The organism is Nocardia sp. NPDC004604 (assembly GCF_040609795.1).
In the GTDB taxonomy this organism is placed as follows: Bacteria; Actinomycetota; Actinomycetes; order Mycobacteriales; family Mycobacteriaceae; genus Nocardia.
The window spans coordinates 15766-42752 of sequence record NZ_JBEXLC010000047.1; the positions used below are offsets into that span (position 1 = coordinate 15766).

26 protein-coding genes and 1 pseudogene are annotated in these 26987 nt (G+C 66.6%); 15 read left to right on the forward strand and 12 right to left on the reverse strand.

Annotation, left to right across the window (positions count from 1 at the left end):
• Positions 1–7: 7 nt before the first annotated feature.
• Positions 8–673: a TetR family transcriptional regulator gene (locus tag ABZW16_RS18665; RefSeq protein WP_354957159.1), complete on the reverse strand. Its 666-nt coding sequence runs from the start codon at positions 671–673 to the stop codon at positions 8–10.
• Between the two features lie 99 nt (positions 674–772).
• On the opposite strand from ABZW16_RS18665, the gene ABZW16_RS18670 reads away from it, so the two are divergent.
• Positions 773–1894 carry a lipase family protein gene (locus ABZW16_RS18670; protein WP_354957160.1) on the forward strand — a complete coding sequence of 374 codons (1122 nt, stop codon included), beginning with the start codon at positions 773–775 and terminating at the stop codon, positions 1892–1894.
• On the opposite strand, the gene ABZW16_RS18675 is transcribed toward ABZW16_RS18670, so the two are convergent.
• Positions 1828–3291, reverse strand: a complete 1464-nt coding sequence (locus tag ABZW16_RS18675) for a PLP-dependent aminotransferase family protein (RefSeq protein ID WP_354957161.1) — start codon at positions 3289–3291, stop codon at positions 1828–1830. The genes ABZW16_RS18670 and ABZW16_RS18675 overlap by 67 nt on opposite strands.
• A gap of 82 nt (positions 3292–3373) precedes the next feature.
• On the opposite strand from ABZW16_RS18675, the gene ABZW16_RS18680 reads away from it, so the two are divergent.
• Positions 3374–4066, forward strand: coding sequence for a pyridoxamine 5'-phosphate oxidase family protein (locus ABZW16_RS18680; protein ID WP_354957162.1), 693 nt, complete (start codon positions 3374–3376; stop codon positions 4064–4066).
• 94 nt (positions 4067–4160) lie between these two features.
• Here the strand turns inward: ABZW16_RS18680 and ABZW16_RS18685 are convergent, their stop codons facing one another.
• Both ABZW16_RS18685 and ABZW16_RS18690 read right to left on the reverse strand, forming a co-directional pair.
• Positions 4161–4376, reverse strand: a complete 216-nt coding sequence (locus ABZW16_RS18685; protein WP_354957163.1) for a DUF397 domain-containing protein — start codon at positions 4374–4376, stop codon at positions 4161–4163.
• Positions 4373–5257 (reverse strand): helix-turn-helix transcriptional regulator, encoded by an 885-nt coding sequence (locus ABZW16_RS18690; RefSeq protein ID WP_354957164.1) that lies wholly within the window; start codon positions 5255–5257, stop codon positions 4373–4375. Before ABZW16_RS18690 ends, ABZW16_RS18685 begins: the two co-directional genes overlap by 4 nt.
• 411 nt (positions 5258–5668) lie before the next feature.
• On the opposite strand from ABZW16_RS18690, the gene ABZW16_RS18695 reads away from it, so the two are divergent.
• Together ABZW16_RS18695 and ABZW16_RS18700 are read left to right on the forward strand one after the other, a co-directional pair.
• The gene (locus ABZW16_RS18695) at positions 5669–5980 is read left to right on the forward strand and encodes a hypothetical protein (RefSeq protein ID WP_354957165.1); all 312 of its coding nucleotides are present in this window, start codon (positions 5669–5671) and stop codon (positions 5978–5980) included.
• An 83-nt stretch (positions 5981–6063) separates the two neighbouring features.
• Positions 6064–6228, forward strand: a complete 165-nt coding sequence (locus tag ABZW16_RS18700) for a hypothetical protein (protein WP_354957166.1) — start codon at positions 6064–6066, stop codon at positions 6226–6228.
• Positions 6229–6488: 260 nt separating this feature from the next.
• On the opposite strand, the gene ABZW16_RS18705 is transcribed toward ABZW16_RS18700, so the two are convergent.
• Positions 6489–7154, reverse strand: coding sequence for a TetR family transcriptional regulator (locus tag ABZW16_RS18705; RefSeq protein WP_354957167.1), 666 nt, complete (start codon positions 7152–7154; stop codon positions 6489–6491).
• Between the two features lie 100 nt (positions 7155–7254).
• On the opposite strand from ABZW16_RS18705, the gene ABZW16_RS18710 reads away from it, so the two are divergent.
• Complete coding sequence (locus ABZW16_RS18710) at positions 7255–8172, forward strand: SDR family NAD(P)-dependent oxidoreductase (RefSeq protein ID WP_354957168.1); 918 nt, start codon at positions 7255–7257, stop codon at positions 8170–8172.
• Between the two features lie 46 nt (positions 8173–8218).
• Positions 8219–8893: a methyltransferase domain-containing protein gene (locus ABZW16_RS18715; RefSeq protein WP_354957169.1), complete on the forward strand. Its 675-nt coding sequence runs from the start codon at positions 8219–8221 to the stop codon at positions 8891–8893.
• A 447-nt stretch (positions 8894–9340) separates the two neighbouring features.
• Here ABZW16_RS18715 and ABZW16_RS18720 read toward each other — a convergent pair whose 3' ends face one another.
• Complete coding sequence (locus tag ABZW16_RS18720; protein ID WP_354957170.1) at positions 9341–10153, reverse strand: hypothetical protein; 813 nt, start codon at positions 10151–10153, stop codon at positions 9341–9343.
• An 877-nt stretch (positions 10154–11030) separates the two neighbouring features.
• Complete coding sequence (locus tag ABZW16_RS18725; RefSeq protein WP_354957197.1) at positions 11031–11804, reverse strand: crotonase/enoyl-CoA hydratase family protein; 774 nt, start codon at positions 11802–11804, stop codon at positions 11031–11033.
• A gap of 54 nt (positions 11805–11858) precedes the next feature.
• Between ABZW16_RS18725 and ABZW16_RS18730 the strand changes: the two genes are divergently transcribed.
• Together ABZW16_RS18730 and ABZW16_RS18735 are read left to right on the forward strand one after the other, a co-directional pair.
• A complete protein-coding gene (locus ABZW16_RS18730; RefSeq protein WP_354957171.1) occupies positions 11859–12488 on the forward strand; it encodes a TetR/AcrR family transcriptional regulator in 630 nt (209 codons plus the stop codon).
• On the forward strand, positions 12475–14094 hold the full coding sequence (locus ABZW16_RS18735) for an acyl-CoA dehydrogenase family protein (RefSeq protein WP_354957172.1): 1620 nt from the start codon (positions 12475–12477) through the stop codon (positions 14092–14094). The genes ABZW16_RS18730 and ABZW16_RS18735 overlap by 14 nt, the downstream gene beginning before the upstream one ends.
• A gap of 71 nt (positions 14095–14165) precedes the next feature.
• Here ABZW16_RS18735 and ABZW16_RS18740 read toward each other — a convergent pair whose 3' ends face one another.
• Positions 14166–15038 (reverse strand): helix-turn-helix transcriptional regulator, encoded by an 873-nt coding sequence (locus tag ABZW16_RS18740; RefSeq protein ID WP_354957173.1) that lies wholly within the window; start codon positions 15036–15038, stop codon positions 14166–14168.
• Between the two features lie 74 nt (positions 15039–15112).
• Between ABZW16_RS18740 and ABZW16_RS18745 the strand changes: the two genes are divergently transcribed.
• On the forward strand, positions 15113–15790 hold the full coding sequence (locus ABZW16_RS18745) for a class I SAM-dependent methyltransferase (RefSeq protein ID WP_354957174.1): 678 nt from the start codon (positions 15113–15115) through the stop codon (positions 15788–15790).
• On the opposite strand, the gene ABZW16_RS18750 is transcribed toward ABZW16_RS18745, so the two are convergent.
• Positions 15787–16200: a nuclear transport factor 2 family protein gene (locus ABZW16_RS18750; protein WP_354957175.1), complete on the reverse strand. Its 414-nt coding sequence runs from the start codon at positions 16198–16200 to the stop codon at positions 15787–15789. The two genes, ABZW16_RS18745 and ABZW16_RS18750, sit on opposite strands and share 4 nt — an antisense overlap.
• A 71-nt stretch (positions 16201–16271) precedes the next feature.
• On the opposite strand from ABZW16_RS18750, the gene ABZW16_RS18755 reads away from it, so the two are divergent.
• The 3 genes from ABZW16_RS18755 (at position 16272) to ABZW16_RS18765 (ending at position 18472) form a co-directional block, all read left to right on the forward strand.
• Positions 16272–17210 carry a LysR family transcriptional regulator gene (locus ABZW16_RS18755; protein ID WP_354957176.1) on the forward strand — a complete coding sequence of 313 codons (939 nt, stop codon included), beginning with the start codon at positions 16272–16274 and terminating at the stop codon, positions 17208–17210.
• A gap of 65 nt (positions 17211–17275) precedes the next feature.
• Positions 17276–17956 carry a nucleoside/nucleotide kinase family protein gene (locus ABZW16_RS18760; RefSeq protein WP_354957177.1) on the forward strand — a complete coding sequence of 227 codons (681 nt, stop codon included), beginning with the start codon at positions 17276–17278 and terminating at the stop codon, positions 17954–17956.
• A gap of 93 nt (positions 17957–18049) precedes the next feature.
• A complete protein-coding gene (locus ABZW16_RS18765) occupies positions 18050–18472 on the forward strand; it encodes an SRPBCC family protein (protein WP_354957178.1) in 423 nt (140 codons plus the stop codon).
• Between the two features lie 40 nt (positions 18473–18512).
• On the opposite strand, the gene pgi is transcribed toward ABZW16_RS18765, so the two are convergent.
• Positions 18513–20150: a glucose-6-phosphate isomerase gene (pgi, locus tag ABZW16_RS18770; RefSeq protein ID WP_354957179.1), complete on the reverse strand. Its 1638-nt coding sequence runs from the start codon at positions 20148–20150 to the stop codon at positions 18513–18515.
• A 410-nt stretch (positions 20151–20560) separates the two neighbouring features.
• Here pgi and ABZW16_RS18775 point away from each other — a divergent pair, with 410 nt between their 5' ends.
• On the forward strand, positions 20561–22015 hold the full coding sequence (locus ABZW16_RS18775; protein WP_354957180.1) for an NAD-dependent succinate-semialdehyde dehydrogenase: 1455 nt from the start codon (positions 20561–20563) through the stop codon (positions 22013–22015).
• A gap of 312 nt (positions 22016–22327) precedes the next feature.
• Here the strand turns inward: ABZW16_RS18775 and ABZW16_RS18780 are convergent, their stop codons facing one another.
• Positions 22328–22621 carry a chorismate mutase gene (locus ABZW16_RS18780; RefSeq protein WP_327093861.1) on the reverse strand — a complete coding sequence of 98 codons (294 nt, stop codon included), beginning with the start codon at positions 22619–22621 and terminating at the stop codon, positions 22328–22330.
• Positions 22622–23003: 382 nt separating this feature from the next.
• Between ABZW16_RS18780 and pcrA the strand changes: the two genes are divergently transcribed.
• Both pcrA and ABZW16_RS18790 read left to right on the forward strand, forming a co-directional pair.
• The gene (gene pcrA, locus ABZW16_RS18785; RefSeq protein WP_354957181.1) at positions 23004–25631 is read left to right on the forward strand and encodes a DNA helicase PcrA; all 2628 of its coding nucleotides are present in this window, start codon (positions 23004–23006) and stop codon (positions 25629–25631) included.
• A 105-nt stretch (positions 25632–25736) separates the two neighbouring features.
• A complete protein-coding gene (locus tag ABZW16_RS18790; protein ID WP_354957198.1) occupies positions 25737–26123 on the forward strand; it encodes a hypothetical protein in 387 nt (128 codons plus the stop codon).
• Between the two features lie 141 nt (positions 26124–26264).
• Here the strand turns inward: ABZW16_RS18790 and ABZW16_RS18795 are convergent.
• Positions 26265–26981, reverse strand: a pseudogene (locus tag ABZW16_RS18795) (M23 family metallopeptidase); the annotation flags it as partial.
• Positions 26982–26987: the final 6 nt, after the last annotated feature.

Here is a 26987-nt window from a genome sequence, read left to right on the forward strand (position 1 = left end):
GACCATGCTACGACCACGTTGGCGATCCGAAGGTTCGGTGCGATCCGGCATCGGCCGCCGGCACATCGATACCTTGCTGCAGCGCGGCCACGATGCTGTCCAGGATTTCGTACAGCGCCGCGATCGAATGGTCGGTGCCGAGCATCCAGTTGTCGAGGCCGACGCCGAAGGCGGCGAAACAAGTGGCGGCCACGAGTTGGGGGCGTAAATCGGAGTCGGGCAGTCCGGAACGCTCGGCGAGGAACTGGGCGAGGGCATGTTTGCGGCTCATCGCCCCGGTGAAATTCTCTTGGCGCAGTTCGGGATTGGTGACCAGCAGATGACGGGCGCGGCGGGCGGTATCGGCCTGATGACGGCGCAGCGCCGCCTCGGATTCGTCGAGCAGTAGCTCCTGGATCGCCGAACGCATTGCGGTGAGCGCGGATTCGGTGACCGGTCGGTGCTCGAGTGCCGAAAGCAGTTGCGTCATCAGATCTTCCTCGTGCGCGAACACCACGGCCATCTTGGAGGGGAAGTGACGGTGGAAGGTGCGCCGCGAAACCTGCACGGCATCGGCGATCTGCTGCACGGTGGTCTGCTCGAAACCCTGCCGCTCGAACAGGCGCAGCGCGGTCTCGATCAGCTCTCGGCGCAGTCGGGCCTTCTCCTTCTCACGCAGACCGCTCTGCTCCATGCACCCTCCCGAATATATCTGTCTCAAAGTGACACTTTCTAGCTTAGTCTGATTAAAGTGTCTCATTGAGACAGCAGCTCCGAGCGATAGGAAGTGTCGATGCGTCGCACTCTGATCACCCTGGCCACGGCGGCCATCCTGACCGGCTCCTTGGCCGCGACCGCCCAGGCGGATCCGGCCGGACCGGCGCCGGGAACGGTGGTGCGCGACGAGGCGCTGCCATCGGACCTCTGGCTCGCGGGCACCGGATCCGCGCGGCGACTCACCTACTGGACCCGCGACTCCGACGACCGCCCCGCCCAATCGACCGGCGCGATCTTCCTCCCAGTGGGTACGCCCCCACCCGGCGGCTGGCCGGTGCTGTCATGGGAACACGGAACCGCCGGCGTCGGCGATGATTGCGCCCCGTCGACGGCGGGCCGCTCCGAGCGCGACAAGAACTATCTGGCCACCTGGCTGCGGCAGGGCTATGCCATCGTGGCAACCGATTACATCGGACTGGGCACACCCGGAGTGCACGCCTATCTCGATGGTCGCGCCGAGGCGCATGCCGCGATCGACATGGTGCGCGCCGCCCGCGCCGTCGACGACTCGTTTTCGTCGAAATGGGTGGCCATCGGTCAGTCCCAGGGCGGCGGGGCGGCGGTGTTCACCGCGTCGTTGGCCACGAAATATGGTCCGGAGCTCGACTATCGCGGTGCGGTCGCCACCGGACCCGCTTCGAATATCGTCGACGCGTCCACGTTGGTCGGCCCGTCGACACCGAAGATCCAGTCGTCGCATCTGACCGCCTACGCGACATATGTGATGAACGGGTTGAAGGCGGCACGCCCGGACTTCGACCTGGACAGCTACCTCACCCCCGTCGGCAAGGAATTGGTCGACGCGGCCCAGACGCTGTGCTTCACACCCCTGGCCCAGCGCGCCGAGGGCGTCACCCTGGATCAGCTGTTCTCCCGGCCACTTTCGGACGGCGACTTCGCCACGACCGCACGTCCGATAATGGATGTGCCGATGACCGGATACGATCGCCCGCTGTTCATCGGCCAGGGCACCAATGACACCGATGTGCCCGCGCCGTTGACCGCGAAGCTGGTCGCCGACCTGCAGGCCAATGGCGTCCGGCCCGAGGTCCACATCTATGTCGGCCTGGATCACAACGCGACCGTCGCGGGTTCGCTACCGGACAGCGTGCCGTTCGTCGCCCGACTGTTCGGCTGAACCTGAGACTGCAGGCATTCTCCGGCAATCGGAATGGCGGTGGTCAGCTCGTTCCAGCTCAGTGCGGTGTAGCCGAGGGCGATTCCGAAGGTATGCGGACCAGCTGCCGTGGCGAGTGGATGTTGTTGTGCCGCAAGGTGGTGGCGCGACAACCCGTCGAGCGCCACACCGCGCGCTCGACCCACGGCCACGGCACGCTGTTCGGCTTCGGCCGAATCCAGTGGCACCACCACGTGTGAACCGGCATCGTCGCCGAGTATTTCGAGTCCGCGGCGGCGTAGTTCGTCCACGACCAGGGCTCGGCGCGGGGCCACGGTACGGCGCAGTCGACGCAGGTGTCGCGCGAGATCGCCGTGGCGGGCGAATTCGGCGAGTACTCGTTGGCCGGCGGGGCTCGGGCCCGTGCCGGTTCGTTCGCGATGCGCAACAACGGCTTCGGTGATATCCGGGGCGGCGACGAGCCAGCCGACGCCCAAGATCGGCGAGAAGATCTTGCTCGTGGTGCCGAGATGGACGACGACATCCGGGGCCATGGCGGCCAGCAGCGGCAAAGGGGCAGTGTCGTAGCGCAATTCGCCGTCGTAGTCGTCCTCGATGATGAGTACGCCCGCGCGCCTGGCGAATTCGACGAGTTGTACGCGACGTGACGCCTGCATGCGAGTGCCGAGTGGAAATTGGTGTGCCGGAGTGCAGTACACGGCCTTGATACCGTCCGGCAGTCGGTCGACGCGCAGACCGTCGGCATCGATCGGCACCGGGATCACCCGGACACCAGCCGCGAGGAATGCGCCCGCCGCGCGCTGGTAGCCGGGATCTTCCATGGCGATGGTGTCGCCGGGGCGCAGCAGTGCGGCCGCGAACTCGACTACGGCAGAACTGGTTCCGGCCGTCGCGAGCACCACGGTCTTGCTGCCCGCGCCGAGACCGCGGTGGCGCAGCAGGTGTTCGGCGACCGCCGCGCGGTAGTCCGGCTCGCCGCCGCGGTCCTTGCGCACGATGGGGGAGTCGTCCGCGGCCGCGCGCCAGGCGCGTCGCCATGCCGCCTGATCGATCGCTTCGATGCATGGTGCGCCCGGGCCGAGGTCGAGCAGTTCCGGCGGGTGCTCGGCAGTAGCGCGCGGGCTCGGCCGGGCGGGCGCTTCGGTGGGGGCGGTCGTCAGGTAGGTGCCCGAACCGCGGCGGCTCGCGATCCAGCCCTCCGCATGCAATTGGTCGTAGGCCGCGGCGACCACCGTGCGGCTCACGCCGAGGCGCTGGGCCAGCGCGCGTGAGGAGGGCAGCCGGTCCGCCGCGCGCAGCAGGCCGGAGCTCGCCGCGGCCCGCAGACCCTCCGCGACCTGCACCGATAATGGCTGGTCAGCGTCGCGGTCGAGAATCAGTGGAAGTTCATCCAGCATCGCCCACCTCCCGAAATTGGACTGTTCAAATTTCCATGAATTGGCTATTTCAGAATGCCACTTTCACCTCCACGCTAGAAGTATGACGAAGTCGATCAGCTCTCGGCCGCCACTTTCGCCGACCCCGCGCACCACCCTGACCCGCTCCAAGGAGCGCGGCCGGACCGACCGGGCCGAACTCGACGCGGTCCTCGACGCCGGACTCGTCTGCCACCTCGGCGTGCTGCTCGGCGACAGCCCGGTGGTACTCCCGACCGTCTACGGCCGCGACGGCGACACGCTGTATCTGCACGGCTCGACCGGTGCCGGAAATCTGCGGGCGGCGCTGACCGGCGATATCTCCATCGCGGTCACCCTGGTCGACGGCATCGTCTACGCCCGCTCGGCCATGCACTTCTCCGCGAACTACCGCTCGGCGGTGGTGCGCGGCCGTGCGGTCGAACTCACCGACGCCGACGAGTGCATGCACGCGCTGCGGGTGATCGTCGAACACGCCGCGCCCGGGGCGTGGGATCGGGTGCGGTGGCCGAACAAGAAGGAAATGGCCGCCACGATGGTGCTCGCGCTCGATCTGACCGAGGCCTCGGTGAAGGTGCGGACCGGCGGCCCGAAGGACGATGCCGCGGATATCGAGACCGGCGGTGTGTGGGCGGGCGTTCTGCCCATGCGTCAGATCTGGGACGCCCCAATCTCTTCGGGTGATCTGGAACCGGGCATCGAGGTGCCGCAAGATGTGCTCGATCGACTCGACATCGCCTCGATCACCACCTCGTGATCGTTCCGATCACGCCGGGCACGCAGTCCTGCGGATACGAAAAGGCCCGATCCGAACGAGCGGATCGGGCCTGACCGTCTGTTCTCGCAGAGAACTATGGACGGTTGAACTCGCCGTCGGTAACGCCTGCGGTGAAGGCGTCCCATTCGCCGGGTGTGAAGATGAGTGCCGGGCCAGTTGGATTCTTCGAATCCCGAACCCCGACCGCGCCCCCATCGAGGAACGCGACCTCCACGCACTCCGAATTCCCGGCACTGCGGGTGCTCTTGAACCACTTAGCCCCCACCAGGCGGTCTTTGTCCACTGTCACGAATCCCTTCTTGCTACCTGCCGCAGCAGGCTTCTGCTGGCTACCACGTCCAGCGCGGAATACTGGATCGTCGCGCATGCCCGACGGTACTTGTCGACGTCCGACTCTCCTTCAAGGTACGCATCACCGGTGAAGTTCTCGACATAAATGACAGTCGGTTCGGCGACGCCCTTCGAGTCCGGCTTGAAATCGAGGATGACGAACGGGCCTACCGCCATCCCGAGCGGGAAACCTGCCTTGAACGGTAGAACGCGGATCGTAATGTTCGGCTTGGTGCCGATGTCGGCAAGGTGGCGCAGTTGGGTTGCCATGATCGCGGTGTCCCCGACCATCGAGTGCAGCGCCGACTCGTGCAACACCAGATCGACACCGACGGGGGACTTCTTGCGCGTAATGATGTTCTGGCGCTGCAACTTCAGCTCGATTCGACGATCCTGCTCCTCCTCGGAGTCCTTGGGGAAGTAGATCCGATTGAGTGCGCGGGCATATTCGGCCGTCTGCAACAGACCTGGCACAAGGTCGGGGCGATAGATCCCCATGGCGTGCGCATCTGTTTCCAGTCGCATGTACACGTCGAAGTTCTCGCGGATCAGGTCATCGAAGGTGTTGTACCAAGTCTTCTCGGCGACCTGATGTGCCAGATCGATCATGGCGGCCACCTTGCCCTCGGGGATTTCGAGGACCTCGCCGAGGGCGGTCAGATCGCGGTCGAGCACCTTGCCGGGTTCGCCGCGTTCGAGGCGTGAGTACTTGCTGTGGCTCCACTGCATCTGACGCGCCACCTCCGCCTGCGTGAGTGAGGTGTTCTCCTCGCGTTGCCTGCGGATGAACCGCCCCAACTGGCGGCGCGGCAATGAGGCTCGGGATGGATCTGCGGTCACTTCAGCTCCTCGGCACTCTCGAAATGGCAGTGATCGCCTGCCAGGATGACATCTGTCGTGGGGGTTCTCATGAGTTCTGTGGGATTGTCGGAATGACAATGCCATTCTGGGGTGTCGCTGGTGTGCTAGAAGCGCGCCCGGAGAGACGAATCTCCTTCCCTCTCAGGAGTTTTGTTCAGGGGCCGGGCGCACCCAACAGCCATCGATTCACGGAGGTCGGTACATGCCGAGCCGAGAACTTCCACAGCGAGCCGCGTTCCTTGGACCACAGCACAGGATCTACTGCGATGTGCCAACCGAGGTGATCGAGCGCTACCACGAAGCCCTCCGAGCGTGGGCACCTCCCGAACGGCTAAGCGTCGAGATGCGCTGTCCCACATCGGGTTCAGCGATTCCGATCGTGAGGCAGCGATGAGGTCGAATCCGTTGCGCACCACGCAGATACCAGCTGGGAAGGTCGCGGTGTGGCAGCTGGTCAACCGTGCTGCTCGCATACTTCGTGTTCAGCTCAGTGGCGAGGCGTTCACCGCGTATAGCCTGCCGTCGCGAACGCCGCTGCCCGGAGCGCAGCCCGGAACGATCGTGTTCGACGCTGATCCCGATCTGGTCGACGCCCGCGAACTGCTGCCCCAGCACGGCGACTTGTGGGATGCGGTCCGCGAGGAATACTGGTCCGCGCTACTGAACATGTCGGATCTCCCCTCGTCGCAAGCGGGGATGTGAACGCGATGTTCGGACTTCGGCCATGGAGTGGCGAAATAGCGCCCTCGGTAAGGGATCTCCTTGCGATATTCCACGAGGACACCATGCGCAGGCTCGAATTGGCCCCGACGAACAGCGCTCCGAAACATCACACATCGGACGGCAACGTGATCGAGATCGGCGAAGACGGTTGGCCCAACGACTATGAAGACACGAACGCGCCCGAAGCCATTCAACCCACCCGCGCCGTCGACACCAAGCGGTCATGAGCGACCTGCTCTCGGCACTACCGCGCGGTCGTGAGCGCCCTCGGCGTCCACAGCGTTGATCTTGCGGCCAGTCAGATCCTGCCAAGAGGTTTCCGGTCGGACATTGCGAATCGAGTTGTGCCGTCGACGGAATTCACGGACCTACAGGTGGCATTACCGAGACCCGGTTCGCACCGCTCGATGAATTCCTGCCGCCGAGCGGGCGAACGCGTGCAGGGCTACGTGCGTGGGCCGTTTTCGCGCACAGCAAACGGAAAGGTTCAGGCGCGCGGCAGCACGCCCAAGAGCGTCGAGGTGAAGGAGTCCCGCAGAGCCTCACGCATATCCAAGTGGAGCACGCCGAGGGCGGGCTCATCGTCGTAGGCGGCAAGGAGGCTGGGCGGCGGCGGGACGTATGCCGACAGGGCACCCGCCGAGACCAGGCTCATCAGGCAGAACAGCTGCGCGCGGTCGCCGAGCTCGGGCACGTGGCGGCGCACGAGTTCGGTCATGTCCGCGAGCCGCGCGAGGGACGAACGCTTGTGTCGCTTGACCACCTCGACCGAGACGTTGTGCTCGAGGACGCCGCCCTGCGCTCCGAAGAGGTCGCACAGGACCACCCGGCCCGCTAGCGATCGACTGAGGAGCTCGGCCAGCTGGCCCGCCCGCACTTCCGGCGCCGCGTGCGCCTCGATGCCCGCGGCCAGCTCATCGGCCAGCTCGGCGAGCCAGCTCTCCAGAAAATCGTCCAGCAGTTCGAGCAGCACCGCCTCGCGCGACTCGAAATACCGCAGGACGTTCGACTTGGCCAGGCCCACCCGGCGGCTGAGCTCGTTGAGGCTCACCTCGGCCACGGGCATCTCGTCGAGCATCTCCGCCGCCGTATCCAGGATCACCTTGCGGCGGATCTCCCTCTGCTCCTCACTGCGCGCTCGCTGAAATGTCACGCCTTCATCCTAACTTAAAGACCACCGGTTCCTTGACAAGAGACCGCCGATCTCTTACGATCGGATCATAACAGACCGGCGGTACTTTAGGAGAAATGTCATGTGCAGCAACTGGACCGAGCAACACATCCCCGATCAGCACGGCCGGGTGGCGATCGTGACCGGCGCCAACACCGGGCTGGGATTCGCGACCGCCCGGATGCTCGCCGCACGGGGGGCGGCGGTGGTCCTGGCCGTCCGCGACGTCGAGAAGGGTAAGCAGGCAGCCGCCCGCATCACCGGCGACGTCACCGTCCAGCCCCTCGACCTGACCTCCCTGGACTCGATCCGGTCCGCGGCGGCCGACCTGCGCGCCGCCCGCCCACGCATCGACCTTCTGATCAACAACGCGGGTGTGATGTACACCCCGCGACAGACCACCGCCGACGGCTTCGAGCTGCAGTTCGGCACTAACCACCTCGGCCACTTCGCCCTCACCGGCCTGCTGCTGGACCGGCTGCTGCCCGTCCCCGGCTCCCGCGTCGTGACGGTCAGCAGCACCGGCCACCGCATCCGGGCCGCCATCCACTTCGACGACCTGCAATGGGAGCGCTCATACAGCCGCGCCGCCGCCTACGGCCAGTCCAAACTCGCCAACCTGATGTTCACCTACGAACTGCAGCGCCGGCTCGCACCGCACGGCACCACCGTCGCGGTCGCCGCCCATCCCGGCGTGTCCAACACTGAACTCACCCGCAACTCACCCGCCGCGTTCCGCCTGCCGATCACCTGGATCGCGCCGCTGCTCACCCAGACGCCCGAGATGGGCGCCCTGCCCACCCTGCGCGCCGCCACCGACCCGGCGGTCGCCGGCGGCCAGTACTACGGCCCTGGCAACCGGGGCGAGATCCGCGGTTACCCGAAGCTGGTCACCTCCAGCCCCGACTCCCACGACCAGGCCGTCCAGCAGCGCCTGTGGACCGTCTCCGAGGAGCTCACCGGGGTGACGTTCCCATGCCGCGAAGCGGTGACCCAATAGCCCTGAGCGGCAACTGGACCGAGCAACACATCCCAGGAGAAATCCGATGACCGATCGCCCCCGCCCCGGATTCCTACGCGAATTCCTGCGCGCCCCACGCACTGTCGCCGCGATCGCGCCCAGCAGTGCATCTCTGGCGGCGGCCGTCACCTCGCCGATACCGCTCGCCGGTGCACCGATGGTCCTCGAGCTCGGCCCCGGCACCGGTTCCTTCACCGCCGCGATCCAGCAACGTTTGTCGGGGCGCGGCCACCACCTCGCCATCGAGATCAACGACCGCTTCGCAAACCGTCTGGCAGCGGAATTCCCGCAAGTCACAGTGGCCGCCGGCGACGCGCGAAACCTGAAGACGATCATGACCGCGAACGGCCACCGCCAGGCGGACGTGATCGTCAGCGGTCTCCCCTGGGCCGCGTTCGCTCCCGGCCACCAAGACAGCCTGCTCGACGCGATCGTCGACGGCCTCGCCCCGGACGGGGCGTTCACCACCTTCGCCTACACCTCGACGCAGTGGATGCCGCCCGCACGCCGTTTGCGGCACTCCCTCACCGACCACTTCGAGGAGGTACTGCCGCGCCGCACTGTGTGGGCAAACCTGCCTCCGGCGTTCATCTACGTCTGCCGCCGACCACGACGTCACCTGCCGGCCACACACGATGCTGCCGCCGCGGTGCCAACGCGCGGACTCGGCGAGCGCTATCCGGCTGGAGTAGGGATATGAGCGGCAGCAACGTCGCGGCTGGGGGCTTCGCCAAGTGCCTGGCCGACAACACGGACTGAGCCGACACCGTGAGCTCCGGGTCTCCGTTTGGGGCCGGTGCCCGAGCGGGTCAGGCGATGGCGGGCAGCTGCGATCCCGAACGGCGTTGGCGCGCCGGCATGATCAAGATTCCGACTGATAGATCATCCGGGACGGTGCGTCCTTCCCATCATCCACAGGTCTTGATCATTTCTCACCGGAGAGCTCGAAAATCCTTGTCCTACATGGACTCCTGTAACTCACAAAGTGGCCGCGGCCACTGTTCGGCGTCGGCCTCCGAACAGCTTCGGCCGTTTCGATCCTTGGGGCCGGGGAGTTCCGGCGAGCACAGTCGAATGGTGGTCGACCACGCCGCATCCGACCGCCTTATCACTACGCTCGGCGAGCAGCAGGAGTGGGGACGGTGTTTCACCACATGGTGATCGGTAGCGAGAGGGGGGTTGTGGTTTCGTGGACCAGGGTGCGGAGGGTTTTGGGGGTGTCGATGCGGTCGGGGGCGAGGCTGACGATGGCGAGGGTGTAGGTGTCGGCGATGCGGCACAGGTAGCCCGATAGGCGGGTGCGGGGGAGGTGGTCTGCGGTGAGGCCGGGGTGGATCGCGCGGGCGGCGACGCCGGTGCAGCGGTGTGGGCCGAGGGCGCGCAGGGAGTCGGGGAGGGTTCCGATGTTGGAGCACAGGATGTCTCGCTCACCCGCGCCCTTGGATAGTGCGTAGGCCCAGCGGTCCGGAATCACCTGCAGCAGTTCCTCCGGTATCTCGCCGGGGCTGGACATGCGTCGCTCGTAGGCGATTCGGGACTTCTCGCGGATCGTGGCCGGAGTATCGGCGCGATCGATACTGATCTCGGTCATCGCGAGATCGTTATCGACGCGTGGCTCGTCGCGGGTGTCGACCGGAAGACTGGCATCGATGGTCTCTCCTGGAAATCCACTGGCCCATAGCATCTTCGCGATCAGCGCGATGAACAGGCTATTGGCCGTCCCGCCCTGTGCCGTGGCGGCCAGCTCCCAGTCGGCCGCCGGACATTGCGCGATGACGCTGTGCGTCGGCGCGGCCTGCACCCGCGTGCGCGCATCGATCGACGGCCCATGTTCGCGAGCCGGACGGTCCGGGATCCCGTGCCGCAGCGCGCGGACAGTGCCGCGTACCACGATCGACCACTGCCGCCACGCATCGGACCAATCCGAATCCGGAGCGCGGACCTCGGCTACCTGATCCATGCGGGCAGGTGTGCGCGCGCTATCGGACCGATCTGATTCCGGTGCAGTGGACGTCACCGCAGAAGGGGATGTCGCCATCGGTTCGCTCGCACTCGATCGCCCCGACGCGCCGTCGACTGTTGGTGTGGCGTGAGAACGCTTCGATTCCGGTGCAGCGGATGTCGCCGCGTCGGCGTTGGAAGTCGTCATCGTGTCGCTCGCACTTGACCTGCCCCGCGCGCTTCCAACCGCGATGTCAGAGCGATCTGGTTCTGATGCAGCGGATGTCGCCGCGTCGGCGTTGGAAATCGCCATCGTGTCGCTCGCACTCGACCTGCCCCGCGCGCTTCCAGCCGTTGGCGTGATGTCAGAGCTATCTGGTTCTGGTGCAGTGGATTTCGCGAACGAACCCCCGCTCCGCGCCGGCGATGCGGTCAAGCTTGTGCCGCCGAGCGCATCGTCCACCGCGAGCACTAGCGCCCTGCCGTCGGCGAGCGCATGCGAACAGGTCAGCGACACAATCGATCCGCCATCGTCCAACGCGGCGGCGGATAGTCGCCAGCCCGGACCGTATTCGGGATCGAGGTTCGCGCCCTGCTGGTCGGCCCACGTGAGCAGATCCGCGCGAGCGACCGTGCCCTCGGTGAACTCGAGTGGATACGCGCGGCTGTTCGGTCGCCAACTGCGACGCGCACCCGGTATCCGCGACCGAATCACCCTGCGCCCCAACGGGCCGACGCGCAACGCCGCGTGCACCCGGCGCAGCAACTCCGGATCGACGCGATCGGCGGTGCGCCACAACCCCTGTAGCGCGATCGGGGTGCCGAGCCCGCGATGCGTGCGCAGGAAGATCTCGTCGACGACGCTCAGCCGCCCCGTCACCGTCGGGCTCGCTCCCTCAGCTACGCGTGCCGTGGCGACCCGCACCGGCCGCGAATCGCTGGGCACCATCCAAGGCTCCATCGGCGAGGGCGCGCAGACCGTGCTGGTACTCGTTGTGCAGGGCGGTCTGCTCGTCCATGCCGTCCTGTTCCAGCAGCGACATCCGGTCCGAGCGCAGGCAGGTCTGTGGCAGTGCGGCCAGTTCGGCGGCGAGTTGTTCGGCGGCGCTGCGTCCTTGGCCATTCGGCACCACCCGATTGACCAGCCCGATCTGCAGTGCCTCCGGCGCGGCGACGGCGCGGCCGGTGAGAATCAAATCCATGGCGCGACCGGTGCCGATGATGCGCGGCAACCGGATGGTGCCGCCGTCGATCAGCGGCACACCCCAGCGGCGGCAGAACACGCCGAATGTGCTGTCCTGCTCGGCAACTCGCATATCGCACCACAGCGCCAGCTCCAGCCCACCCGCGACCGCATATCCGGAGACCGCGGCGATCACCGGCTTGGACAGCCGCATGCGGGTCGGTCCCATCGGGCCGTCGCCGTCCTCGGTGACCTGATTGGAGCGCTCGGTGCCCAACCCCTTCAGGTCCGCACCCGCGCAGAAGGTGCCGCCCTCGCCCCACAGCACCGCGACCGCCGCATCCGGGTCGGCATCGAATTCGCGGAATGCGTCGACTAGGGCCGCGGCGGTCGGGCCGTCGACCGCATTGCGTGCCTCGGGTCGGTGCAGGATCACGGTGGTCACGGGTCCGTTGCGTTCGATTCGCACACTCACGAGCACGACCATACGCCGTTCGGGGTGGTCTTGTGCCAAGAAATGAATTTGTGGTTCACTTCTTGTGTGGCCTACCGCAGAACCCCCGCTGTCCAGGCCCGCCTCGATGCGCAGGCGGGGCTGATCGTGCAGGCCGCGACCAAGGTGCTGTCCCGGGCGGGCTATGCCGGACTGTCCATGGCGGCGGTCGCCGCCGAGGCCGGATTGGCCACCGGAACGGTCTACAAGAACTTCAGCGGCAAGGCCGACCTGGTCAGCGCGGTATTCCGGAAGGTGGTCGCGCACGAGGTGACCGCGGTGGCGACCGCTGCCGCCACTGGAACCGCCGTCGAGCGGGTGAGCGCCGCGGTGGAGACCTTCGCGGGCCGGGCGCTGAAGAATCCGAAACTTGCCTACGTCCTGCTCGTCGAACCCGTCGATGCGGTGGTCGACGCCGAGCGCCTGCACTTCCGCCGCGCCTTCGCCGAGGCCTTCGAATCCGCTGTGGCGGACGGGGTTTCGCGCGGCGAACTGCCCGCACAGGATGCCAGGACCAGTGCGGCCGCACTGGTCGGCGCCATCGGCGAGGTCCTGGTCGGCCCGCTGGCCGACGCACCGCACAGCGAATCCGTTGTGCCCGAAGTCATCAGGTTCGCATTACGCGCGCTCGGTGCGCGCGATGAATCCCACTCAGGAGTGTCCGATGCCGACGCATGAAGTCTTCAACCAGGTTCCGAACATCGTGCCCTTCGATGTCTCGAAGAACCCGGCCCTGCTGGCGGGGCTGCACCGGGAAGGCGCGGGCTGGGCCGAGCCGGAAGTGCGCGAACTCGGCACGCTCGCAGGCGGATTCGAAGCGCAGGAGTGGGGCCGCCTGGCCAACGAATACCCACCCGTCCTGCATACCCACGACCGCTACGGCAACCGCATCGACGAGGTCGAGTTCCATCCGTACTGGCACGAACTCATGAAAGTCGCGGTGGCACACGGACTGCACGGCGCGCCCTGGCTCGACGACCGGCCGGGCGCCCACGCCGCCCGCGCGGCCAAGTTGTACACCTGGGGCGTGGCCGACGCCGGACATATGTGCCCGATCTCGATGACCTACGCCGTGGTGCCCGCGCTGCGCCACAATAGCGAGCTCGCCGCCAAGTACGAACCGCTACTCGGTTCCCGCACTTACGATTTCGGCCTGCGTGAACCGTCTACCAAGGCCGGTCTCATCGCGGGCATGTCGATGACCGAGAAGCAGGGCGGCTCCGACGTCCGGGCCAACACCACCACCGCGACACCGCAACCCGATGGCAGCTACCGCATCGTCGGGCACAAGTGGTTCACCTCGGCGCCCATGTCGGATATGTTCCTCACCCTGGCCCAGGCCCCCGGCGGCCTGTCCTGTTTCCTGCTGCCGCGCGTCCTGCCGGACGACACCCGCAACCCCATTCGGATCCAACGGCTCAAGGACAAGCTCGGCAACAAGTCCAATGCCTCCTCGGAGATCGAATACGAGAATGCCACCGGCTGGCTGGTCGGCGCGGAGGGCGCGGGCGTCAAGACCATTATCGAAATGGTCAATATGACCCGCCTGGACTGCGTCATCGGCTCCGCCACCGGCATGCGCATGGGCGCCGTCTACGCCGCCCACCACGCCCGGCACCGCGAAGTGTTCGGGGCCAAGCTGATCGATCAGCCCGCAATGCGCAATGTGCTGGCCGACCTCATTATCGAATCCGATGCCGCGACCACGGTCATGATGCGCCTGGCCGGTGCCACCGACCGGGCGAGCACCGATCCGGCCGAGGCCGCGCTGCGTCGAATCGCCTTGGCGGTCACCAAGTACTGGGTCTGCAAGCGCGCCCCGTCGCATGCGGCCGAGGCCCTGGAATGCTTCGGCGGCAACGGCTATGCCGAGGAATCCGGTATGCCGCGGCTCTATCGCGAGGCTCCGCTGATGTCGATCTGGGAAGGCTCCGGCAATGTGGCCGCCCTGGACGCCCTGCGCGCGATGGGCCGCCAGCCCGAAACCGTGGAGGCATTCTTCAACGAGGTCTCGCTCGCGGCGGGAGCCGACCCCCGGCTCGACGACGCCATCGCCCGGGTCGGCAAGGAACTGTCCGACCTCGACGAAATCGAATACCGCGCCCGCCGCGTTGTCGAGCTCCTGGCCCTGGTGCTGCAGGGTGCGCAGCTGGTCCGCCACGGCCACCCGGCGGTGGCCGATGCCTTCTGCGCCACCCGCCTCGGCGACAACTGGGGTATCGCGTTCGGCACCCTGCCCACCGGTGTGGACACCGCGGCCATCATCGACCGCGCCCTTGTTTAAGGGTCAAGGCCCGGAGGAGGCAGCGGATGCGTAACCACGTAGGCCTCCCCATTAGGCGCATGCAACACCGTCTAACCGGCTCGGACCGGCGCGGGCCGGTCGCGCCACTGCCGGGGCGACAGACCATGGTTGCGCCGGAACAATCGGGTGAAATAGCCCGGATCGGGCATGCCGACGCGACGGGCGATCTCGCCGACCGGCAGATCGGTATCGGCCAGCAGTCGGCGTGCTTCCGCCATCCGCCGTTCGGTGATCCAGGCCTGCACGGTGCGCCCGGTGCGGCGGCGCACCACGGTGGTGAGGTGTCCGGGCGTCATGCCGACCGCGTGCGCCACATCGCGCAGCGATAGTGGTGCGGTATGCCGCTGGTCGATCACCTCGAATACCTCGGCGAGCAGCGGTTCACCGCTGCGCCGCAGATCACCCACCACATCGGCGGCCAGTCGCGCGAGGTCGATGAGCAGCAGCGTCAGATGTGCGGTCGCGGCCTCGCGGTACCCCTCCTGCCGCTGCGTCAGTTCGGCATCGATGGCGGCGAGCGCGTTGTCCCACAGCGGCCTGCGCGGCACCGGTACCGACAGCTCGAGTACCCCACCCGAATGTTGGTGCAAGAAGGGGAACAGCAGTGGATGCGCGCGCCAGGCCGGCCAAGGCGTCCGTGCGGCATCGCCGAGCATCGCGGGATCGAAGAACACTCCGACGGCGCCATCGAACTCGCCCACGGTGGCGGCCTTGATCACCTGACCCGCCGCGACCACGTACACCACCCCGGTGGGCCGGACATACACCAGCACCGGAAATTCGTGAATATGCGGACTGCCATTACCGGGCGTGTGGCGTTCATCGAATCGCATCAGCGATATCGGCGGCGTGACCTGGTCGGTCCGATAGTCGTACACCGGAACGCCGTCGCGGTGCCTGATCACCCGGGTGGCCTCGGTCATAGCACCGAAAATAGTCCTAATTCTGCCGATGATCACCCAATTCTGCCGCTGTATCTGCGGGCACCATGAGAACCATGACCAAAGATCATCCACATTCCGTCATCCATGCCATGGGCAACCGGCACGACTACCTGCCCGCAGCGGGCCGTGACGCACTGCTCCCCGGCTACGATCTGCTCACCCGGCTGCTCGGCATGCACAAACTCCACGAAACCCTCGTCGCGCAGGCCGAACTCGCGCCCGGCCAGCGTGTCCTGGAAATCGGCTGCGGCACTGGAAATCTGACGATTCGCGCCAAACGCGCCCAGCCCGCCGCCGAGCTGATCGGCTCCGATCCCGATCCACTCGCACTGGCCCGCGCCGAACGAAAAGCCCATGGGCTGAACGGAATTCGGTTCGAGCGCGCCTACGCTCAGGAATTGCCCTATGCGGAGGGGGAGTTCGACCGGCTGCTGTCGGCGATGATGCTGCACCACTTGGACACCGACATCAAAACAGCCGCGCTGGCCGAGGCACTACGGGTGCTGCGCCCCGGCGGCAGCCTGCACATTGTCGATGTCGGCGGTGCCGTCACGCCGGACGACGGCCTGGTGGCCCGGCTCATGCTGCACAACGAGCACGCCGCCGACAATCTCGGCGATGGCATTCCCCAACTGCTGCGCTCCGTCGGCTTCGACAGTGCCGTGGTCGCGTCCCAACGCCACCGCCGCCTGGGCCGCGTCACCTTCTACCGCGGGATCCGCCCGATCTAACTGGTGCCAGGCGAGAGCGGTTGCAGCACCCGTTCGACGAGCGCGGTGTCGCAGTGCTCGATCACCTCGGTGAGCCGACCGTCGGCGACCCGGAAAATGAAACAGTAGGTCTGCTCGTAGGGCTCACCGCTGGTGGTCCTGCCATGGCCGCGCACCTGGGTCACCACGCGGTCTTCTTCGGCAATGATGAATTCGGCTGTACTGCGGTATTCGGTGAACTGGGTCATCAGCGGCCGCAGGAGTTCGTTCAGCACAACTGCCTTCGGTTCCCAGATCTGCGACCAGGACCAGTTTCCGGGGAAGATCCAGCGGAAGTCGTCGGCCATGGCCTCGGCCATCGCCCGGGTATTGCCCCGGGACATCTCGTCGAAGATCCGCTCGACCAGTTTCTTGTTCTCGGTTGCGCTCATACCTGCGACGCTAGGTAGTGTCGAGGCATGCGACAAGCGACAGTCTTGCATGGTTGATATGAGTAAACCGCATGGGTGAGTTCACGATCGTCGGGTTGTGCGTGGTGCGCGAGGCCGCGAGGTGCGGATCGTTCTCGACCGCCGCGGAGCATCTGGGATATACGCAGTCGGCGGTATCCCGGCAGATCGCGCTCATGGAACAGGCCGCGGGCCGGGCACTGTTCGAGCGGCATGCGCGGGGCGTCCAGGTGACCGAGGCCGGACGGATCGTGCTGCGCCATGCCGAAACGGTGCTCAGCGGACTCGGATCCGTTCGTCAGGAACTCGACGATCTGGCCGCACGTCCGCCCGCCACCCTTCGGGTCGGCGCGTTCTCGACCGCCATGGCGGCACTGGTGCCCAGGGCCATTGCCGCCACCGCGCCCCGGCTCGCGCGGGTGCCGTTGCGTGAAGGGACAAGTCCGCGGCTGCTGTCCGCGGTCACGCGCGGACGGCTGGACCTGGCGGTGGTGACCGAGACTCGGAATCTGCCCGCGGATACCGAGATCGAGCCACTGCTGGACGACCCGCTGCTCATTGCGGTCTCGCCGGAACATGAGCTGGCAAATCGTGTGAGTGTCACGCCCGAGCAGCTGCGCGGTGCGCGTTGGATCGCGGGCAGCCCCGACCCGAGCAGCACCCTGCTCGGCGCGTGGACCGACGCCACCTGGGAGCCGGAGATCGCCTTCGTCGCCCGCGACTGGTTCGCCAAACTCGGGCTGGTCGCGGCAGGTATGGGCATTACCGTGGTCCCCGGAATCGCGGCACCGGTACTGCCGCAGGGCATTGCCCTGGTCCGCATCGATCATCCCGCCGCGGTACGAACCACATCCGTCGTCCATGTCTCGAAGGCTCGGCCCGGCATTCAGGACAACCAGGCGCGCGACGCCGAGCCGCGACAGATCTTCATCGAAGCCCTGCGCGATGCCGCCGCCGACCTTGCCGCCGAAGTCCGACAGCGACTTCGATAGCCGACTTACATAGCCATACGCCCAAATTCACGGCGGGCAGCCGCAGCCTGAGTAGGGTTGTTTCGATGACACGGACTTCCGTCGAAATGCCGTTGCGCTCGCTCGTCGCGCATCTGCGGATCCGGGCGACGGGTTGCGCCCGACGTTATGTGCTCGGCATCGCGGGCCCGCCGGGCGCGGGTAAATCCACACTGTCCAAGTCGATTCGCGATGAACTGAACAACCGCGCGGGTCGGATGTGCGCCGAGATCGCGCCGATGGACGGCTTCCACCTACCGAATGCCGTGCTGCGCACGACGAATGACCTGGAGCGCAAGGGCGAGCCGCATACCTTCGATGTCACCGCCTTTCTGGACGCCCTGCGCCGCCTGCGCGATACCCCGATCGGCGAGCCGGTGCCGTGGCCGACCTTCGACCGCGCCATCGAGGAACCGACCCCGGCCGGTGTCGTCTTCGACCGGCACGAGATCGCCATTACCGAGGGCAATTACCTGCTGCTGGACGAGGGCGCCTGGTCCGGCGTGCGCGACCTGCTCGACGAGGTCTGGTACCTGGACGTGGAACGCGAGGTCATCGAACAACGCCTGCTGCGCCGCCACATCCGCGGTGGGCGGAGCGCGGACGCCGCGAAAATCAAGGTGCACGACAGCGATCTACGCAATGCCGACCTGATCGCGGGCACCCGGGACCGTGCCGACCTGGTGCTGCGCCAGCGTGGCGGCCGCTACTACGCCGCCGAGGGATAACACTCGCGGCACCGACTCCGCATCGCCGAATCCCGCTGGGAGTGACATGATCTCGCTCGATAGTTCGTGTCGACGTATCTGGGAGCAAGCGGGATGTGGGAGTACGAATACAGCGCCGAAACTGCGGTCGCATCGGAGGCGCTGTGGCGGTGCTGGTCGGATATGGCGGCCTGGCCGGAGTGGAACGACGGTCTCGACGAGATCGAGATCGACGGCCCGTTCGAGGTCGGCACCGGGTTCACGATGACGCTGCCCGACGGCGATACGGTGCGGCTGCGTCTGGTGGAGATCGAGCCGGGCGAGCTGTTCACCGATGAAATGGACGGCGGCGATTTCACCGTCGTCACCGAACACCGCCTCGAGCCCGCGGGCGAGGGCTTTACCCGCGTCGTCTACCGGACCGAGATCATCGGCGACGCCGCCGACACCGTGGGCCCCGAAATCGGCCCGGATATCACCGCCGACTTCCCGGATATCGTTGCCGCCCTGATCAAGACGGCACAGGCACTGGGCTGAACTGGCGGTGGCCGACCGGTCCGGTCGGCCACCATGGGGATCAGCGGTGGTCGCGGTACCAGCCGATGAGGGCGTCGGTGGACGAGTCGCCCTGGGACGGTGGCGCTTCCGACGAGGTCAGCAGCGGGGCCAGCGCCAGCGCCTGCTGTTTGCCCAGTTCGACGCCCCACTGGTCGAAGCTATCGATACCCCAGATGGTGCCCTCCACGAAGACCTGGTGTTCGTAGAGTGCGATCAGCTGACCGACAGTGGCCGGGGTCAGTTGCGGCGCGAGAATGGTTGTGCTCGGCCGATTTCCCGGCATCACCTTGTGCGGTACCACCTTCGGGGCGGTGCCCTCGGCCGCGATCTCCTCGGCGGTCTTGCCGAAGGCGAGCACCTTGGTCTGCGCGAACAGATTGCTCATCAGGATGTCGTGCATGCTGCCGGTCCCGTCGCGGGTGGGCAGATCGTCGGTGGGACGGGCGAATCCGATGAAATCAGCGGGGATCAGCCGGGTGCCCTGGTGCAGCAGCTGGTAGAACGCGTGCTGGCCGTTGGTTCCCGGTTCACCCCAGAAGATTTCGCCGGTCGAGGTGGGCACCGGCGTACCGTCGGCGCGCACCGACTTGCCGTTCGATTCCATCGTGAGCTGCTGCAGATAGGCCGGAAAGCGCGCCAGATCGTTCGAATAGGGCAGTACTGCACGCGATTCCGCGCCGAAGAAGTTCGAGTACCAGATGCCGAGCAGGCCGAGCAGCACCGGTCCGTTCTCGGCCAGCGGCGCGGTCGCGAAATGCCGGTCCACGGCATGCATTCCGGCCAGGAATTCGGCGAAGCGCTCCTTGCCGATGGTCGCCATCACGGACAGGCCGATGGCCGAATCCACCGAGTAGCGACCGCCGACCCAATCCCAGAAACCGAACATATTCGCGGTGTCGATACCGAATTCGGCGACGCGCTCGGCATTGGTCGAGACCGCGACGAAATGCTTGGCGACGGCCTCCGAGCCGAGCGCGGCGACCAGCCAGCGTCGGGCGGCGGTGGCATTGGTCAGCGTCTCCAGCGTCGAGAAGGTCTTGGAGGCAACGATGAACAGCGTTGTCGCCGGATCGAGTCCGTCGAGCTTCGCGACCAGATCGGCCGGGTCGACATTGGAGACGAATCGGGCGCCGATCCCGGCATCGGCGTAGTGCCGCAGAGCCCGGTGCACCATATCCGGGCCGAGATCCGAGCCGCCGATGCCGATATTCACCACGGTCTCGATGCGTTCACCAGTGGCGCCGCGCCATGCGCCCGAGCGCACCGCGTCGGTGAATTCACCCATCCGCCGCAGCACCTCGCGCACCTCGGAGCCCGCGTCGGCACCGTCCACGGTGACCGACTCGCCCTCGGGCAGCCGCAGCGCGATATGTTCGACCGCGCGGTCCTCGGAGGTATTGATGTGGTCGCCGCGGAACATCGCGTCGCGTCGCTCGCCCACACCGGCCTCGTGCGCCAATTCGACCAGCAGATGCAGGGTTTCCCGCGTGACGCGATGCTTGCTGTAGTCGATGTGCAGATCGCCGACTCGGACGATCAGCTCGCGGCCGCGGTCGGGATCTTCGGCGAAGAATTCGCGCAGGTGTCGTCCTGCGACGGCGCTGTGATGCTCGTGCAGTTTCCGCCAGGCCGCCGATGCGGCGATGTCGCTGCTCACGTCCGCGAGGTTACAAGCACTCGATCAGGTACGCAGGCAAGGACCGCATACTTTCGGTGATGTCGCCCTACTGGTTGCTTACGGGGATCGCTTGCGGGCACTCGAAAACGGTCGTGGCGGTCGCTTGTCGGTTGTTCGAGGAGGGCGGTGGCGGTCGCTTGTTGGTCGTTCGAGAGGGGCGGTGGCGGTCGCTTGTTGGTCGTTCGAGAGGGGCGGTAGCGGTCGCTTGTTGGTCGTTCGAGAGGGGCGGTAGTGATCGCTTGTAGGGCGCTTGAGAAAGGCGGTAGTGATCGCTTGTGGGTCGTTCGAGAAGGGCCGTGGCGATCGCTTGTGGGCCGCTCGCAAAGGTCGGCGATTTCGCATCGATGAGTCCCGGGTGAGCCACGAGCGTGCGGCCTAGGCTGAGGTACATGGTGTCCGAACGTGAAGTACTCCAATCCGTACCGACGCAGTTGTGGATCGGCGGTCCCGTCGACGCCACCGGGGGCGGCACCTTCGCGGTGCACAATCCGGCCGATGGGCAGGTGCTGACCCAGGTCGCCGACGCGACGCCGGAAGACGCGGTGCGCGCACTGGATGCGGCCGTCGCGGTGCAGGCCGAGTGGGCAGCGACGTCATCGCGGGCGCGCGGGGAGATCCTGCGCCGCGTCTTCGAACAGCTGACCGCACGCGCCGAGGAATTCGCGCTGCTGATGACCCTGGAAATGGGTAAGGCGCTGCCGGAGAGCCGAAATGAGGTGCGCTACGGCGCCGAATTCTTCCGCTGGTTCAGCGAGGAGGCGGTCCGCGTGCACGGGCGCTACCTGCACGCGCCGTCCGGCACCGGGCGGATCATGGTGCACAAGCAGCCGGTCGGGCCGTGTCTGGCCATCACACCGTGGAACTTCCCGCTGGCCATGGGCACCCGCAAGATCGGCCCCGCACTGGCCGCTGGCTGCACGATGATCGTCAAACCCGCCTCGGCGACACCATTGACCATGTTGGCGCTGGCCAAGCTGTGCAGCGAGGCGGGGCTGCCGGACGGGGTGCTCTCGGTGATCACCTCCAGCCATTCCGGTGCCGTGACGAAGCCGCTGCTGGACGATCCGCGCCTGCGCAAGCTCACCTTCACCGGCTCGACCGAGGTCGGCAAGAAGCTGGTGCAGCAGTCGGCCAACGGGCTGCTGCGCACCTCGATGGAGCTCGGTGGCAATGCGCCGTTCGTGGTCTTCGACGATGCCGATATCGATGCAGCTGTGCAGGGCGCAATGCTGGCCAAGTTGCGCAACGGCGGCGAGGCGTGCACCGCGGCCAACCGCTTCCATGTGCAGAACGGTGTGCTGGAGGAGTTCACCACCAAACTCGTCGAGGCGATGTCGAGCAGCGTGACGATCGGCCCTGGCGCCGATCCGAACACCACGCTCGGCCCGCTGATCAACGAGGAACAGCTCAATACGGTCAGCGAACTGGTCGACGATGCGGTAGCGGTCGGCGCACAGGTCCGGCTGGGCGGCAAGGCGCCCGGCGGTCCCGGCTGGTTCTACCCCGCGACCATCCTGAGCGAGGTCCCCGCGAATGCTCGGATCCTGCGCGAGGAAGTCTTCGGCCCCGTCGCCCCGATCGTCGGCTTCGAAACCGAGGAAGAAGGTCTGGCCGCCGCCAACAACACCGAATTCGGCCTGGTGAGCTACGTCTACACCCGCGACCTGGACCGCGCCCTGCGCATCGCAGAGGGCCTGGAATCCGGCATGGTGGGCGTCAACCGCGGCGTAATCTCCGATCCTGCAGCGCCTTTCGGCGGCGTTAAGGCATCGGGCTTCGGCCGCGAGGGCGGCATCGAGGGCATCGAAGAGTACCTGTCCACCAAGTACATCGCCCTCACCTGAGCGCTTGCCCAGGGTGGTGCGTCGGGTGGCGCACCACCGCTGGCCTCGGCTCCGCTCCAGCACGGCCGTTTCCGCCGCAGGATGTTTCGGCTTTCGATTGCGGTGTCGATTTCCGCATCTGTTGCAGCTGCTACGCCCAGCCCGGTGGCGCGCGTCACACTACCGCCGGGAAACCGATAACTGCACCGGTCATCGAGTCCATATATGAAACGACCGCCCCGGGGGTGATCACCCGGGGCGGCCATGGGGAGGCGACGATCTCGCGAGCGCCGCGTGGTCTGGTCGGGCCGCGTGTCGCGGCGTCAGACGCGGCTAGTGGCCGAGGCGGCCGCGGCCGAGGCGGAGCAGCAGCATGGCGAGGGTGTGGCCTTCCTGGCCGAGTTCACTGAAGCGCTCGAGCACCTTCATCTCACGACTGTGTACGAGGCGGGGGCCGCCGGAGGCCATGCGCGTGCGGCCGATGATTCTGGAGATCTCGGTGCGGCGCTTGATGGCGGCCAGGATTTCCGCGTCGAGCTGGTCGATCTCCTTGCGGAGCTTGTCGATCTCGGCCTCGGTATGGGGCAGAGCCGAATCGGACCCGGTCGTCGTGGCAGGGGTGCTCATCATTCATCTCCTCGTGTCAGAACATGGATCGGCTGGTGAGTCCAGCTCGTTACCCGGTTCTTTCACCGTGCAAAACAAACCCGGTGGGCCTTGCAATCCTCCCCCAGGCGGCGCGCTCAGGCACTAAGTCCGCGATCACGATATCCGGCCATTAGCCGAATCGGATGTATCACGGTCGCGCAGATCATGTCGCCAGTCTGCCACGGGGTCGTAGCAATGCAAAACACTTCGTTTTGTGAATCTGCTGACGAGGCATCCGGTTAGCGGTGGACATGCTGACCGGGGGCAGTTCATCGGCCGTTCGCCACACGGCCGCCGAATCGTCACCGATGCCGACGGGGACTTCATCTCTGTCGGTGCCCGCCGGTAGCGTGGATGGACGATGGACATCACGGTGGCTCCCAAGACGCAGGCCGGGCGGACTCGGCACCAGGACCCAACCCAGAAACCACAGGTCGACACTGCTCGTGCCGAGGAGTTGGGCGACGCTGCCGTGCCGACTGCGGCGGGCGCGCCGGAACCCGCCGACGATGACCCGGCACGGCGTGTCGTCGAGGACAAGCATCGTGTCGAACAAGAAAAGCGCCGCGCCGAACGTGAGCAGCGTCGCGCGGAGGAAGCCGAGCGACTGCTCGATGGCCTCAATCCGCAGCAGCGCGCGGCGGTCGTGCACACCGGGACGCCGCTGCTGATCGTCGCGGGCGCGGGTTCGGGCAAGACCGCCGTACTGACCAGGCGCATCGCCTATTTGCTCGCCGCTCGCGGTGTGACGCCCGGTCAGGTCCTGGCCATCACCTTCACCAATAAGGCCGCCGCCGAAATGCGCGAGCGGGTCGGCGGCCTGGTCGGACCGCGCGCGAACAACATGTGGGTCTCGACCTTCCACTCGAGTTGCGTCCGCATTCTGCGCATGCAGGCGGCCCTGGTGCCCGGCCTGAATTCGAATTTCTCCATCTACGACGCCGACGATTCCCGGCGGCTGCTCACCATGATCAGCCGCGACTTCGATATCGACGTCAAGAAATATTCGGCGCGCCTGCTGGCCACCGCCATCTCGAATTTGAAGAACGAGCTCATCGGCCCGGAACAGGCCACCGCCGACGCCGAAACCGACGACACCGAACTGCCCACACTCGTCGCCCGCGTGTACACCGAATATCAGCGCCGGTTGCGTTCGGCGAATGCGCTCGATTTCGATGATCTGATCGGCGAGACGGTGGCGCTGCTGCAGCACCATCCGCAGGTCGCCGAGTACTACCGGCGCCGCTTCCGGCATGTGCTGGTCGATGAGTACCAGGACACCAACCACGCCCAGTACATCCTGGTCCGCGAGCTGGTCGGACATCACACCGAGGACCGCTCCGACGATGCGGTCGCGCCGAGCGAACTGTGTGTCGTCGGTGATGCCGACCAGTCCATCTATGCCTTCCGCGGCGCGACCATCCGCAATATCGAGGAATTCGAACGCGACTTCCCGGATGCCGAAACCATTCTGCTGGAACAGAACTACCGCTCCACCCAGCACATCCTCTCCGCCGCCAATGCGGTGATATCGCGCAACGAGAACCGTCGGGACAAGCGGCTGTGGACCGATTCCGGTGAGGGCGATCTGATCACCGGCTACGTCGCCGACAATGAGCACGACGAGGCCTCGTTCGTGGCTAGGGAGATCGACCGGCTGGTGGACGCGGGCGATGCGAACTACAGCGATGTCGCGGTGTTCTATCGCACCAACAACAATTCCCGCGCGCTGGAAGAGATCTTCATTCGGATGGGACTGCCGTACAAGGTGGTCGGCGGTGTGCGCTTCTACGAGCGCAAGGAGGTGCGCGATATCGTCGCGTACCTGCGGGTGCTCGACAACCCCGACGATACGGTGAGCCTGCGCCGCATCCTCAATACCCCGCGCCGGGGTATCGGCGATCGGGCCGAGGCCTGTGTCGCGGTGCACGCCGAGCAGCGGGGGATCGGTTTCGCCGAGGCGCTGCGCGATGCCGCCGATGGCAAAGTGGCGCTGCTGAATACCCGTGCGCAGCGCGCCATCGCCGGATTCCTCGACCTACTGGAGGAGATCAGGGCGGCCGGTGCGCAGGCCGATCAGGACTTTCCGGATCTCGGCAATATGGTCGAGGCAGTGCTCGACCGCACCGGTTACCGAGCCGAGCTGGAGGGCTCCGATGATCCGCAGGACGGCGCCCGCCTCGACAATCTGAACGAATTGGTCAGCGTCGCACGGGAGTTCAGCTCCGAGGCGTACAACAATGCGGAGGCCGCCCGGCAGGAGGGTCTGGTACCCGAGGTCGCCGAGGGCGAGCCCGACCCGGGTTCGCTGGCCGCCTTCCTGGAACGGGTCTCGCTGGTGGCCGATAGTGACCAGCTGCCCGATGAGGGCACCGGTGTGGTCACCATGATGACGCTGCACACCGCCAAGGGGCTGGAATTCCCGGTTGTCTTCGTCACCGGTTGGGAGGATGGCCAGTTCCCGCATATGCGCGCGCTCGGCGATCCGACCGAACTGGCCGAGGAACGTCGCCTCGCCTACGTCGGCATCACCCGGGCCAGGCAGCGGCTCTACGTCAGCCGCGCGGTGGTCCGCTCCGGCTGGGGTCAGCCGGTCTCGAATCCAGAATCGCGCTTCCTGCAAGAGATTCCGGCCCACCTGATCGAATGGAAGCGGTTGGAGCCCAAGGGCTCCCCGTTGACGCGCGGCATCCGCCGCCGCGGCGAGGACGACGGTCTGGAACACGACTGGACCCGTGACGGCTGGAACCAGCAGCGCCCCGGCGTCAGCGACCGCAGCCCACGCCGCCCCGCCCCCGGTGGCGCAACCCGCAACAACGCCAATCTCGTACTGGCCGTTGGCGACCGAGTCAGCGATGACAAATACGGTCTCGGCCGCGTGGTCGCCGCCGAGGGCTTCGGCCCCCTGGCGACGGTCACCATCGATTTCGGCACCGCAGGCAAAATCCGGCTCATCCCGCAATACAGCCGCACCTTGGTCAAACTCTGACCGGTTCTCGGAATAGGGGCCATTGGCCCTGATCCACCAAGGGGCGGCGACGGTAGCGTGCGCGATGTGGAAACCGTCGCGCAGCACCTGTTGTGGTTCCTGCCGATGCTGTGGCTCGGCATGGTGCTGGCCATCTCGTTCCTGGAAGCGCCGCTGAAGTTCCGGGCGCCGGGGATCACCGTGCCGCTCGGCCTCGGCATCGGACGGCTGGTGTTCCGGGCACTGAACATTGCGGAGACCGTCCTTGTCGCCTTGCTGATCGTGGCGACCCTGGTGGTCGGCCCCAGCGGTGCTGTTCGGATCTGGCTCGGCGTCACCGCCGTGATTCTCGCCGTCCAACTCCTCGTCGTCCGGCCGCTGCTGACCCGCCGCTCGGACCGTGTGCTCGCCGGTGCGGACTTACCGCGCTCACGCGCCCACTACTGGTACATCGGCTTGGAACTGGCCAAGGTAGTGGCCTTGATCGGCCTGGCAATCGCCGCCGCGCCATAGCCACTACCGGGGTCGATGCGCGATCTGATCGCTCAGCGTGAGTGCGGTAGCAGGTCGGTCCCGGTGTCGTGGCGGGGGCTTCAGGGGTGTAGATCACTGAGGGGTGAAGTTTCCCTGCGCGATCACCGTGGGTCGGTGCGGTCAGTCGCGTTCGGGGCCGAGGCTGATGCCGCGGGTGGCGAGCCAGGGGATGGGGTCTATGCGGTCGGTGCCATTGAGCCAGACTTCGAAGTGGCAGTGCGGGCCGGTGGATTCGCCGCGATTGCCGACCGTGGCGATTTCGTCGCCCGCGAGGACGTGCTCGCCCACCGAGACCAGGGCGGTATTGACGTGGCCGTACACGGTGATGGTGCCGTCGTCGCCGCGCACCCGTACCCACATCCCGAATCCGGCGGCGGGACCCGCATCAATGACGGTGCCATCCTCGACGGCGAAGATCGGTGTACCGATGGGCGCCGCGACATCGACCCCGGGATGCAGCACACCCCAGCGCTGCCCATACCCGGAAGTGAAGGCGCCCGAGGCGAATTTGGTGAACAGCGGCCGCAGCTCCGCCTCCGCCTCCGCCGCGAGATCCTGCGCGAACTTGCTGCCGTTCTCCAGCACGTCGGAGAACTGCCCGAGATCGGTCGGCGCCGCGAGATCGAGAAGTTCCGGCGCCGCCGGAAGCTCGGCACTCACCGGCTCCACCGCCCGCTGCTGGCCAACCGCCTGCAATTCACCCGTCTGCGGCGCCTTCTCGGTCCCCGCCGCGAAATTCTGCCCCGCCGCCACAATCGCCCCGGCCGCCACCGCAATAACCGCCGCCCGCCCCCGCAACGCCCTGGGCGGTGCAGGCACTCGATGCGCACCCCCACGCTTGCG